The organism is Actinomadura sp. KC216 (assembly GCF_004348535.1).
Classification (GTDB): Bacteria; Actinomycetota; Actinomycetes; order Streptosporangiales; family Streptosporangiaceae; genus Spirillospora.
In genome coordinates, this window is sequence record NZ_SMJX01000245.1 from 1 (window position 1) to 12,416 (window position 12,416).

The 12,416-nt window shown below is 72.9% G+C and carries 8 protein-coding genes and 1 riboswitch; of the genes, 6 read left to right on the plus strand and 2 right to left on the minus strand.

Going from position 1 to position 12,416, the window contains the following annotated elements:
- Nucleotides 1-97: 97 nt before the first annotated feature.
- On the minus strand, nt 98-472 hold the full coding sequence (locus E1264_RS31405) for a hypothetical protein (RefSeq protein ID WP_132179190.1): 375 nt from the start codon (nt 470-472) through the stop codon (nt 98-100).
- 50 nt (nt 473-522) lie between these two features.
- Nucleotides 523-639: riboswitch (SAM riboswitch) on the plus strand.
- A gap of 41 nt (nt 640-680) precedes the next feature.
- Between E1264_RS31405 and E1264_RS31410 the strand changes: the two genes are divergently transcribed.
- The 4 genes from E1264_RS31410 to E1264_RS31425 all read left to right on the plus strand — a co-directional run bounded on the left by E1264_RS31410 (nt 681) and on the right by E1264_RS31425 (nt 6,903).
- Nucleotides 681-2,003 (plus strand): aminotransferase class V-fold PLP-dependent enzyme, encoded by a 1,323-nt coding sequence (locus tag E1264_RS31410; RefSeq protein ID WP_132179192.1) that lies wholly within the window; start codon nt 681-683, stop codon nt 2,001-2,003.
- Nucleotides 2,004-2,151: 148 nt separating this feature from the next.
- Nucleotides 2,152-5,424, plus strand: a complete 3,273-nt coding sequence (locus E1264_RS31415; protein WP_132179194.1) for an SseB family protein — start codon at nt 2,152-2,154, stop codon at nt 5,422-5,424.
- Nucleotides 5,421-5,789, plus strand: coding sequence for a hypothetical protein (locus E1264_RS31420; RefSeq protein WP_132179196.1), 369 nt, complete (start codon nt 5,421-5,423; stop codon nt 5,787-5,789). The genes E1264_RS31415 and E1264_RS31420 overlap by 4 nt, the downstream gene beginning before the upstream one ends.
- A 112-nt stretch (nt 5,790-5,901) precedes the next feature.
- Complete coding sequence (locus E1264_RS31425; protein WP_132179198.1) at nt 5,902-6,903, plus strand: hypothetical protein; 1,002 nt, start codon at nt 5,902-5,904, stop codon at nt 6,901-6,903.
- A 21-nt stretch (nt 6,904-6,924) separates the two neighbouring features.
- Here the strand turns inward: E1264_RS31425 and E1264_RS31430 are convergent, their stop codons facing one another.
- The gene (locus E1264_RS31430) at nt 6,925-7,752 is read right to left on the minus strand and encodes an RNA methyltransferase (protein ID WP_132179200.1); all 828 of its coding nucleotides are present in this window, start codon (nt 7,750-7,752) and stop codon (nt 6,925-6,927) included.
- 1,381 nt (nt 7,753-9,133) lie between these two features.
- Between E1264_RS31430 and E1264_RS31435 the strand changes: the two genes are divergently transcribed.
- Complete coding sequence (locus E1264_RS31435) at nt 9,134-10,840, plus strand: substrate-binding domain-containing protein (protein WP_243711277.1); 1,707 nt, start codon at nt 9,134-9,136, stop codon at nt 10,838-10,840.
- A gap of 428 nt (nt 10,841-11,268) precedes the next feature.
- Nucleotides 11,269-12,416 (plus strand): sigma-70 family RNA polymerase sigma factor (locus E1264_RS31440; protein WP_132179202.1); only part of this gene is annotated, 1,148 nt, incomplete at its 3' end.

A 12,416-nucleotide genomic window follows, 5' to 3' on the forward strand; every position in this document is an offset into this window, starting at 1 on the left:
GGGCGGCGGCGGAGGCCGTCCCGGCGGCATCGGCTGACCGACCTCCCGCCGGACCGGCGGCGGGCGGGCCCTGCTCGTCGGCTCGCGGCCCTTACTCTCAGGCCGTTCCGATGCTCGCCGGGGTCTGGTTCATGACGGTGTCGAGCTGGGCGACGTCGCCGGTGCCGACGGCCGGGGCGGCGGCGCGGAGCTTCGCCGCCTCGGCCTTGAGCGCCTTCTTCAGGTCGTCGTCGCCGGTCTTCTTCGCCAGCGCGTCGAGGCGGCCGGCGAGCGTCTCCGTCGCCTGCCGCCACCGCGCGGGCTCGGCCGCCGGGATGCTCCTCACCTGGGTGATGTACTGCTGGAACGCCTTCTTGGTGTCGGCGCACACCTGGCCGGTGTCGCCGCCCAGCTGCCCGCACCCGCCCAGCAGGCCGGACACGCCGAGCGCCGCCACACCCGCGGCCAGCGCCCGAACCACCCCGTATCGCATCGCATCCTCCCGGTTGATCCCCGTCCGGCCCTGCATATAATTCCGCATGAGGTCATGAGCGCCAGCGCAAAGCCCCGGCTTGCTGGCCGGCAACCCTTCGTCCGCGATGGGGTGCCCCGGGTGAAGACCTGGCCGGACGCGACCACGCGTCCCGGCAAGCGCGGATCCTGGCGGATTCTCCGGGGTCCCTGACCCGGAAGGTCCCGGCATGCCGACGCTGCTCACCCGCTCGACGCTCCCCGTCCCGTCCGTCCGCTCCGCTTTCACGCCTGCTGTGACGCCCGCCGAGGGGGCCGGGGTTCAGGTTCACCGGGGCGGCGGCCCACGCGTCATCGGCGCGGACGTGCCGGTGCCGGTGCGGGACGGGCGCCACGTCCCGTACGCCAACCTCGACTATGCCGCCAGCGCGCCCTGTCTGGAGGCGGTGCACGAGGCCGTCACCCGTGCACTGCCGTACTACAGCAGCGTGCACCGCGGGGCGGGGTACACCTCGCAGGTCACGACCGCGGCGTACGAGGAGGCGCGGGAGACCGTCCGCTCGTTCGTCGGCGGCTGGCGGCGCTCGGCCGTGGTGTTCACCCGCAACACCACCGACGCGATGAACCTGCTCGCGCACGCCGTCCCCGCCGGGACGAGCGTCGTCGTCTTCGAGACCGAGCACCACGCGAGCCTGCTGCCGTGGCGGCGGGCCGTGCGGCTGCCCGCGCCCGCCACCCCCGCCGAGGCGGTCTCCGCCGCCGACCGGGCGCTGCGCGCGTCGCCCGTCGGGTCGCGGCTGCTGGTCGTCACCGCCGCGTCCAACGTCACCGGCGAGCTGTGGCCGATCGAGGAGCTCGCGCAGGTCGCCCGCCGCAACGGCGCCCGCATCGCGGTGGACGCCGCGCAGCTCGTCCCGCACCGCCCGATCGACATGACGGCGCTCGGGCTCGACTACGTCGCGTTCTCCGGGCACAAGCTGTACGCGCCGTTCGGCGCGGGCGTCCTCGCCGGGCGCGCGGACTGGCTACGCGCCGCCGGCCCCTACCTGAAGGGCGGGGGCGCCAGCGCGTCCGTCGGGCGGACGACCCGGTGGGCGGCGTCCGCCGAGCAGCGGCACGAGGCCGGGTCCCCGAACGTGCTCGGCGTCATCGCGCTCGCCGCCGCCTGCGAGGCCCTGTCGGACGCCTGGGACTCGGTCGCCGCACGCGAGGAAGCGCTGGTGAAGAGGCTGCGGTCGGGGCTGGCCGCGCTGCCGTCCGTCCGCGAGCTGAGCCTGTGGGGCGACCGGGCACCGCGCGTCGGGATCGTGTCGTTCGTCGTGGACGGCTGGAACGCGCGCGACGTGGCGCTTACCCTGTCCGAGGAATACGGCATCGGCGTCCGGGACGGGAAGTTCTGCGCCCACCCCTTCGTCAGTCACCTGCTGGGTGCGGACGAGCAGGCGTGCTCCTCGGGCCGGGACACCGCCGTCCGGGCCAGCCTCGGCATCGGGACGGGCGAGGAGCACATCGACCGCCTCCTCACCGCCCTCGCCGAGCTGGCCGCCCGCTGAGCCGGCGACCGGCGGGCCGGGCGCCCGCCGGGACGGCGGCTCGCTGAGCTGCGCAAACTCCGGCGCTGCCGAGTGACGATGCTCTTTGGTCCTGTTCGCCCATGTAGCGTAGGCAGTCGCGCGGGGACGAGCACGGAGGAAACAGGGGGTGGCGACCGTGGCCGACGCGTGGCGACCCACGTCGGATCTCGAACACCGGCTGCAGGAGACCGTACGGGCCGGAGACCAGGAGAGTTACTTCCGGATCCTCGCGGACAGCGAGCTCGTCGTCCCCGTCCCGCCGGACGTGGTGGACGGGGTCCTCGCCAACGAGATACAGCCGTCCTGGCCGACGCAGGAGGAGGACGGCCGGGTCCACGTGCTCGCCTACACCTCGGCGTCGGCGATGCGCGCCTGCCTCGGCCCGTCCTACCAGCACTTCATGACGGTCAGGTTCGGGGAGATCGCCGAGACGTGGCCGGACGACCGCTGGTGGCTCGCCGTCGACGTCCCGGCCCGGGGCGTCGCGACCGTCCTGCCCATCGAGGCGCGGCTGCCGTCCTGGTTCGTCCGCCAGGTCGCCGCGGGCGACGGGCGCCCGCCGCAGGTCGGCCGCGCGTCCGCGCCCTGGGAGGAGCTCCACGACCAGCACCGCGGCCTGCCCCGCGACCCGGCCCGCGACCCGGCCCCTGGTTCGGCCCCCGGTTCGGCCCCTGGTTCGGCCCCTGGTTCGGCGCCGGAACCGAACGTCGAATCGGCCGCCGAATCGTCCCGGCAGGAGTTCCAGCCCGCCAACGATGTGGAACGCGACCTGCTCCGCGCCGCGGCCACCAACGACCACGATCTGTTCCTCCAGACCCTGGCCGCCACTGACGTGCTGCTCCCCGTTCCGGACGACACCGACTACACGCTGCGTCCGGGCCGCCCCGGCTTCCCCTGGCAGACGCGGGAGGTGGACGGCTCCACCGTGGTGCCCGTCTTCACGTCCCCGGAACGGCTCATCGAGGCCGCCCAGGCCGCCGGGACCGGCACCGAGTACATCAAGCTGCCGTTCACCGTCGCGCTGCGCTACTGGCCGAACCACGAGTGGCTGCTCGCCATCAACTCCGGCTCCCCCGCCGGCGGCACCGTCCTCGCCCAGCAGCTCCCCGGCCTCGCGACCTGGGCCGACCAGCGCGCCGCGCAGCGCATGACCGAGGGCTTCGACCCGCAGAACGACATCGAGCAGCGCCTCTTCGACGCCGCCCGCCGCCGCGACACCGACACCTTCTTCTCGATCCTGCTGGGCGCGCAGGTCCTCGTGTCCGCCGATCCCGACACCCCGTGGGGCATCGACCCCGGCGACCCGGGGTTCCCGTGGCGGCCCGTGCCCGTCCACGGCCGCACGTCCATCCAGATTTTCACGTCGTTGAAGTGGATGAACGAGGCCATCGGCTCGTCCAGGTTCGTCATGCCGAGCCTCGCCGACATGGTCGCCGCCTGGCCGGACACCGGGTGGACGCTCGTCCTCAACCCCGGCACGCCCATCGACGCGAGCATGCCAGGCGACCAGGTCCGCTCGCTGCGCGGGCCGGACACCGCGGCGACGCCGCCGTCCGCGTCCACGCCCCCGCCGCCGGAGACACCGGCCGTCCCCGTCGCGCCCGCCGTCCCCGCCGTCTCCGCCGAGCCCGGCGCACCGGGCGCGCAGGGTCCCGGCGAGGGCTTCGCCGCCGATCCGGTGCCGGAACGTCCGCGCGGCCGGCATGCCGGTCCGCCCGAGGTCCCCGACGGGGCCCCGCAGCCCAGCGCCCCTGTCCCGGAGCCCGCGGCCCATCAACCTGCGGAAACCCTGCTGAACGCCCCTGATCCGCAGAGCACGGCCGCCGACTCGCCCGGCGTGCCCGCGGCGCCGGGCGGAGCCGCGGAAGGCCACCCGGCCCCGTCGGAGATCCCGGACGTGAACGAGGCGACGGGCAGGCACGCCGCCGCCCCTCCGCCGCCGATTGATCCTGCGGATGCGCAGGCTGCCTCCCCGGAACCGCCGGCCGGCGACGGCGACGGTCATGCCCTGGCGGACGTCCAGGAAGCGCCCGACGCCGCGCAGGTGCCGGGAGTCCCGGGAGTCGCGGAGCATTCGGAAGCGCCCGGCGTGGAGGACGCGCCCGGCCCCGAGGAGACGGTGCCGGGTGCGCGGCCGTTGCGGGCCGTCCGCGACCCCGAGCCCGAGTTCGAGGCCGGGAACCGGATCGACCAGGAGCTGTTCGAGGCGGCGTCGGCCGGCGACTCCGACGCGTTCCTGCGGGTGCTGCTGGACGCGAACGTGCTGGTCCCGATCCCGCCGGACGCGCCGCTTGAGGTGACGCCGGTGCAGCGCGAGTTCCGGTGGGACGCGGCGCTGCGCACCGAGGCGGCGGTGCAGGTGTTCACCTCGCTGGTGCGGCTTCGCGAGGTCCTGCCGGAGTCGCGGTTCGTGTACGCCGACTTCCGGGAGCTGATCGGCGCGTGGCCGCAGGACGGGTGGGCGATGCTGCTCAACCCTGGGACGCGCATCGGCGCGTCGCTGCGCGGCGACCAGGTGCGGGAGCTGAGCGAGTGGGCGGCGCGGGTCGGGCTCGTGCCCGCGCGGCCCGAGGTGCCGCCCGTCCGGCAGACCGCGCCCCGGCCCCGGCCCGAACCGGAACCGCTGCACGAACCGGAACCGCAGGCCCCCCTGAACCCGCAGACCGACTCGGCGCCGCTGGCCGAACCGGCACCGCGGGCCGAACCGGCGTCAGCGCAGGCCGGACCGGCGCAGGCCGGACCGGCGCAGGCCGGACCGGCGCAGGCCGGACCGGCGCAGGCCGGACCGGCGCAGGCCGGTCCGGCGTCGCGGCCCGAGCCGGTGCCGCGGGCGGCGCCCGACCTCGACGACCGCGGCGCGGCGCCGTCCATCATGCAGAAGGTCGTGCCGCACGGGCATGTCGCCTGGTATTTGGAGCAGGGCTACGACCGGGTGGGCGGCTTCGTCCACCTGACGAGCGACGTGGGCGAACTGCAGTCGCCCGTCCAGTTGTACGAGGCGCTGGGGCTTCTCTACGAGGGGTCGCCGTTCTCCCCCACCGACGAGGGCGTGTACGTCATCCGGTGGCCCGCCTACTGTCCCGACCTGTACCGCATCCCGTTCGGCGGACGGGACGAGGAAGAGCTGTCCGCGTGGGGCGACGCCGGGTGGGTGATCGAACGGCCGCCGTTCATCGGCGGCGGGTTCGCGCCGGGCAGCGCCGGTTCCATCCGCGAATACAAGGTGGACAGCGTCCGGCTGCCGTTCGGGGCGGAGATGTACTACCTGGCCGGTGACCGGTCCGAGCGGTTCGTGGCCATGTACGACCCCGACCGGCTCGCCTGGCTCCGGCCCGACGCGAGCGCCGACGCGGCGGGCGGGCGGGACGCGTCCGGCGGACGGACGGAGGCCGCGCAGTGATCAGGGACGGGTACGTCGCACGCTGGCTCGGCCGCGACTTCGAGGCGGCGCCCGGCGCGGACGGCGAGGTCAGGCTGTACGCGCCCGCGCCGACGGACGGGTTCGAGGAGCTGCGTCCCGGACGGTACCGCCGGGTCGTCCCGGCGTCCGAGATCGAGGACCTCCGCTACGTCCGGACCACCTGCCGCTGGCGCGGTGAACGCTTCGTCGTTGTGGGCGAACACGAAAGCTGGCTCCGGGTCGAATATTCAGGGGGACGCGCCCCGATCGCCGAAAGTCTGGGGCTGGACCGCATCGACCTGGGAATCTGGCAGACCTGGGCCCCCAGAACGGAAGTTGAAGACGTTCGTGAAGAGTTCACATGATTTCGGATGGGGTTGATTTGGGCGTTAGTTCCGTGTTCGCTTGTGTCCCGAGGCGACCCCTCGAAGCGATGACACATGCGCTCAACGGCGACGCAACGGAGGTGCTGCGGCAGTGATCTGCCGATCAGCGGTCATACCCACCATCATCGGACTCGGCGCGGCCGCCGTGGTCGCCGCCGGCGGCGCCTCCGCCGTCGCCGGTTCGGCAGACCCGACGCTGGGCATCACGGTCACCGCGGAGACGAGCAGCGTGGGGGCCGACAAAGAAGCGAAGGTCGTGACGAAGGTCGTCATCGAGGGCGATATCACCCCGTCGAAACTCGAGGTCACCGGCGTCAAGCTGATCGCGGACCCCGCCAAGGGGAACCCGGAGATCAAGAGCGGCTGCGACGGCGAGCCCGCATGCAACCTCATCGGCGCGGACGGGAAGCTGCAGCCGACCGAGTCCGTCGTGAAGCTCAACGAGACCACGATCACGGACAAGGTCACGGTGACGATGGAGGTCACCGTCGCGGGCACGGTCGATGAGAAGGCGGTGACGGGAACCGGCAGCGGGAAGGTGATATTCGCGCCCCTCCCGATCGACACCTCGCCCCCGCCGTCGACGTCCAAGCCGCCGCCGTCGACGACGAAGCCCCCGCCCACGTCGAAGACGACTACGCGCAAGCCTTCGGCCTCGTCGTCCGGGGGCGGGAACACCAGCAGCGGTTCCGGTGGCGCCGGGGGTTCCGGCGGCTCCGGCAGCGGCGGTTCGTCCGGTTCCGGGTCGACGGGCGGGTACATCCCGCCGGCGCCGAACTCCTCGTTCGACCCGCGGAACCCGCAGGTGGCGCTGCCGCCGATCACGAGCCCGAACGCGCCGAACCCGTCGGTGGCGCCGGGCCAGGTCGCGACGCCGCAGAGCCGGCTGCAGGGCAACAAGGCGCCCGTCGCGCAGGACCTCACGTTCGAGCGGATGGCGAGCACGCAGATCGCGTGGCTGGCCGCGCTGATGGTGGCGTTCTCGCTGCTGCTGACGCAGGCGCGGCTCGGCCGCAAGCGCATGCCGGCCGCGGCCCCGAAGCGGACGAAGGGCGAGCACCGGCGTCCCCGCCGCGGCAGCTTCGGCAAGTGACCGCGACTGATCGGCGAGCGGTCAGCGAGTGAGGCCGTAGCAGGCGATCGCGGCGGCCGCCACGACGTTGAGCGAGTCGACGCCACGGGCCAGTGCGGCCTCGCTCATCGGGATGCGGACGCGATGGTCGGCCTCGTGCAGCCAGCGGGACGACAGCCCGTCCCCCTCGGACCCCAGGAGGAGCGCCCTGCGTCCGCCCGTTTTCGCATCGTCGCTGGGCACGTCGTCTATGGGCAGGGCGTCGGGCGCGGGGGTCAGCGCCAGTAGCAGGAACCCGTGGTCGCGCAGAGTCGAGAGCCCGTTGCGCCAGTCGGTCATGCGGGCGTACGGGAGCGCGAACACCGCGCCCATGGAGACCTTGACCGAGCGGCGGTAGAGCGGGTCGGCGCAGCGCGGCGCCAGCACGGCGGCGTCGACGCCGAGCGCCGCCGCGCACCTGAAGATGGCGCCGATGTTGGTGTGGTCGACGATGTCCTCGCAGACGATGACGCGGCGCGCGCCGGAGACGACGTCGTCCACGGCGGGGAGCGGGAGCCGTTCGAGGGACGCCAGGGCACCGCGGTGGACCTGGAACCCGGCGACCGATTCCATGGTGGCGTCGTCGGCGACGTAGACGGGGGCGTCCACGCCGTCGAGGACGTCGGCGAGCGGCTCGAACCAGCGGCGGGCCATCAGCAGGGACCGGACGGGGTGTCCGGCGGCGACCGCCCGGCGGATCACCTTCTCGCCCTCGGCGACGAACAGGCCGTGCTCGGCCTCCAGGCTCTTGCGGAGGTTCACGTCGCGGAGCCGCACGTAGTCGGCGAGGCGCGGGTCCGCGGGGTCGGAGACGGGAACCAGGCTGGCCATCCCCCAAGTCTCCCGCAGCGGACCGGACGCGATGGACGCGGTCTGTCGGCGCAATGGACGCGTCCTGTCCGCCCCTCCTCCGCCCCGGTCAGGAGCGGCGGCGTGATGACCTTGGCATGCACCGTTCCCGGGAAACCACTTCGGGCGGGAGAACGGCGGCCGGTGATCGAGGAAAGCCGGGAACGGGCGCGGGCACGGCGCCCTCCGTCCCGCGTCACCGGATTCTCAACACGCATCAACTCCCGACGTCGAATATGCGGGCCGGTGGAGCCTGCGCGCCGATGCCGTGCGGCGCGAAACGATCAAGGCCGCGGGATCTTGCCGGAATCCGGTTCGGTCCCGGTGGATCTTCTCCATGGTTCTCGCGGCGGCTGTGACGGTTCTCTCCATGACAGCGCGGCGGACACGAGGACTCCCGGGACGGGCGAGCGACACCCGGCCGGAACTGGCCGAACACCGGGCGCCGGAGGCGCTGCGCCGCAGGCAGCCGAGGGGGCGGGTGTAGCGCCCTGCTCGCTGGGTGTGACGGCCGTGGGCGACTCCGCCAGAGATGAGACATACGCGCATGACCTGCGTCATTATCACTTTTGAGTTCTTTGTAACCTCTAGTTCGTACTACTACAGTGCCGGGGAACATCGGTGGGTTTCTGGTGAATCGAGGGCAGGGCATGAGCGGACGTCATGGCAATGACTTCCCCGAGGGGGCGGGCGAGGGCGGCTACGACCCGTCCACGCCCGTCTTCGGCCCCGCCAACGACGGGTCCGCCGACTGGTTCGGGACGCGGGACGGCCAGGGTCGTCCCGTCGGCGGCCCGCAGCCCGCGGGCCCGCAGGGACCCCCGCCCGGAACCCCGGCGGGGCCTCCGCCCGCCGCGCCCGGCTCCTCGGGCGAGACGCCGGAATGGTTCACGCCGCGCCGGTCGGGCGAGCAGCCCATCTACAGTCCCGGCGGCTATGGCGGCACCCAGGAGCCCGGTGGCTACGGCTCAGGAGGCGGCGGCTACGGTTCGGAGAGCGGCGGCGGCTACGGCTCCGGGGGCGGCAGCGACTACGGCTTCGACGAGCCGGCCGCCGGGAGCCGGCAGGGACCGCCGTCCGGGAGCCCCTCCCCGCTCGCCGGGACCGGATACAGCGAATACGACTCCGAAGGAGGCCGGGCGGGCTTCTTCAGCGGTCCGGGGGTTATGGCGATGGCGGCGGCGGTTACGGCGGCGGAGCAGGTGACTACGGCGGCTCGGGTGACTACGCCGGGTCGGGTGACTACGTCAGTTCCGGCGGGTCGGGCGGTTACGGCGGGTCGGGCGGCTACAGCGGCGGATCGGGCGGCTACGAGTACGGAGGGCGCAAGCGCAAGCGGAGCGCGTCCGCGCTGATCGGGCCGATGGCCGGGGCCGTGGGCCTCGCGCTGCTGCTGGGCGTCGGCGTGTACGCGTTCGCGGAGAGCGGCAGCGGCTGCGGCGGCGACGAGGCGATGAACCTGACCGTCGCGGCGGCGCCCGACATCGCGCCGATCGTGGAGAAGGCCGCCGGGCGGTTCAACGACTCCAAGCAGAAGGCCGGCGGCAGATGCGTCGTGGCCACCGTGAAGAAGGTGGAGCCGTCGTCGGTGTCGACGCTGCTGTCCGGGCAGGGCGTGGCGAACCCGTCCAACGAGCGTCCGGACGTGTGGATCCCCGACTCGTCGCTGTGGGTGTCGCTGGCGCAGTCCGGCGCCGGCGAGGGCGGCGGCCCGGGCGGGGCGGCGTCCGCCAAGACGACGACCTCGGTCGCGACGAGCCCGATCGTCGTCGGGCTGCCGCAGTCGCTGGCGGCGAAGCTGAAGCAGCAGGGCATCACCGCGAGCCCGTCCTGGGACAACCTGCTCAAGGCCGCGGGCGGCGTCGCGGGCGGCGCGGTGACCAAGAACCAGATGATCCCGGCGGGCTCGGTGCGGCTGGTCGTGCCGGACCCGATGAAGAACGCGGCGGGCATGGGCTCGCTGATGATCACCAACACGCTGCTGGCCAACGACCCGAACCGGGACTCGATCTTCACCGGTATCGTCCGGACCGTCCGGGAGAGCACCGTCCCGGACGTGGCCGCGGAGTTCACGCACTTCCGTAAGGGCCGCACCGGCAAGCAGCCGATCTCGCTGTCGTCCGAGCAGGCGCTGTGGAAGTACAACAAGACCGGGCCCGAGGAGCCGGCGGTCGCGCTGTACCCGCTCGAAGGCACGCTGTCGATGGACTACCCGTTCACCATCACCAGCACGGACGCCGCCGAGCAGGAGGGCGCCCGCCTGCTGGAGAAGGCGATGAGCACCGAGGCCACGCGCAGCGACGTCCACGCGGCGGGGTTCCGCACCCCGGACGGCAAGGCGCCGAACGGCTTCGACCAGAAGGCCGGCGTCAGCCCCGCCCGGCCGCGGCAGCTGCCCGCGCCGAAGAGCGCCGAGGTGGCGAAGGTCATGCAGGCGTGGTCGAAGCTGACGCTCGGGCTGCGCATGCTCGTGCTGATCGACGTGTCCGGCTCGATGGCCGAGCAGGTCGGCCCGAACCGCAACCGGCTGCAGGCCATCGCGCAGGTGTCGCAGGGCGGGCTGAGCATGATGTCGGACGACACCGAGCTCGGCCAGTGGCTGTTCTCGACGAACATGAACGGCGACAAGCCGTACAAGGAGATGATCCCGATCGGCCCGCTCGACGAGCGGATCGGGTCCACCACGCGGCGCGGGCGCTTCCTGTCCACGCTCCAGCAGATGCGGCCGAAACCGGACGGCGACACCGGCCTCTACCGGACGCTGCTCGCCGCCTACAGCGGGATGAACAGGACCTACAAGCCGGAGTTCGGCAACTCCATCCTGCTGCTGACGGACGGGAAGAACGACGACCCCGGCGGCCCCACGCTGCAGGTGGCCCTGAGGCAGCTCAAGAACATGCAGGACCCGAACAAGCCGATCCAGGTCAACATGATCGGGTTCGGCCGGGGCGTGGACCGCAACGAGCTGGAGCAGATCGCCCGGGTGACGAACGGCAGCGTCCAGACCGCGATGACGCCGGAAGAGATTCAGAAGATTTTCCTGAAGATGCTGTCCCGCCGCATCCAATGATCGCCTTCCGCTGATCCCGTCCGCGATTCATCCGGCCGGACCCGTCCGGCCGATCGACATCCGCCGATCTCCATCCGGTGATCAGTAGTGATCATGCGATCGCGCCAGGTAGTTCTGGATTTTTTCCTTCGATCCGTGTCAACCGGGCGCGGTGGTCGCTCGTCAATTCAAGTGGAGGCCCGACGGGGAGCGGGGCCGTCGGGCCTCCGACCCGCTTTCCCTGGCCCTCGTCCAGGATGAGTGAACCGACCTCATTCCCGGCGGGGCCGGGCGGGTGCGACCTCCCTGGCACGCCGGTTGGAACGGCTGCCGACGCCGCCGGGCGGAAAGGCCGGGGCGGGGAGAGCGCATTCGCTCCCCTTCAGATCTTCACAACCCGTCCCTCGTGATGTGGACGAGGATTCTGACTGAGCCCGCAGGAGGACCTTGTGTCCGGATGGCCCACTCTCGACCGCGCCGACGACGAGCGCCTGGCGCGGTCGCTGGCCGCAGGCGATCCAAGCGCCCTCATCCAGGTCATGGATCGTTACGCGGCACGCCTGTACGACTACTGTCACGCTCTGCTGCGCGACCAGGACCAGGCGGCCGGCGCGCTCCACGACGCGCTCATCGCCGCCTACGCGCACGTTCCCCTCGTCCGCGAGCCCGACCGCTTCCGCGGCTGGCTGTACGCGCTCGTCCGGAACGAATGCATGCGGCGGCTGCGCGACCCGCACCGGCCCGCCGAGCGCCGCGAGGCGCCCGAGGTCGAGGAGGGCTTCCTGGACAACGCCGAGCTGGCGCAGCGGCAGGAGGCCCGCCAGTTCGTCCACGGCGCCATGTCCGGGCTGCGCGGGCGCGAGCGCGAGGCGCTCGACCTCATGCTCCGGCACGGCCTGGACGTCGTGGAGATCGGCGGCGTGCTCGACATCGACGCCGAGGCCGCCACGGACCTGACCGGCGAGGCCCGCGCCCGCCTGGAGGACGCGCTCGCCGCGGCGTCCATCGCGCGCAACGGGCGCGACTGCCCCGGCGTCGCCGCGCTCGCCGACGACGGCGGGTGGCCGCTGCCGCCGCCGATCGTCCGGCAGCTCGTCCACCACATCGACACGTGCCCGACCTGCATCGCGCGGCGCGACCGGACGATCTCGGCGGCCCGGTACCTGCAGGTGCTGCCCGTCGCGATGATGCCGACCGACCTGCGCGGCCTCGTCATGGCCACCGCGACGGACCCGGCGCTGGCCGCCGACCTCGCCGCGATCGCGCACCGCGCCGAGCCGTTCGACGCCTGGGGCTGGCCCGTCGCCATCGAACACACCGCCCCGCAGCCCAAGGAGCGCAAGAGCGGCCCGCGCACGCTCTGGCCGGTACTCGCCGCCGTCGCGGCCGTGGTCCTCGTCGTGGCGAGCGCGTTCTACGTCATGTCCGACTCTGGCGAGGGGACGAGCGCTCAAGGCAAGCCAGGCGGCCCCTCGGCGTCCCTGGGCGACTCGGCCCTCCCGACCGATTCCCAGGACCCGTCGGATTCCCCGACGCCCACGGAGAGCGACACCCCGACTCCCTCACCCACCAGCGCCACCCCGACACCGTCCCGCAC

Excerpts from the sequence above, each read along its gene's own strand:
- E1264_RS31405 (WP_132179190.1), bottom strand. The coding sequence starts at position 472 with ATGCGATACGGGGTGGTTCGGGCGCTGGCCGCGGGTGTGGCGGCGCTC.
- E1264_RS31435 (WP_243711277.1), top strand. The coding sequence starts at position 9,134 with ATGGCCGGGGCCGTGGGCCTCGCGCTGCTGCTGGGCGTCGGCGTGTAC.
- E1264_RS31410 (WP_132179192.1), top strand. The coding sequence starts at position 681 with ATGCCGACGCTGCTCACCCGCTCGACGCTCCCCGTCCCGTCCGTCCGC.
- E1264_RS31430 (WP_132179200.1), bottom strand. The coding sequence starts at position 7,752 with ATGGCCAGCCTGGTTCCCGTCTCCGACCCCGCGGACCCGCGCCTCGCC.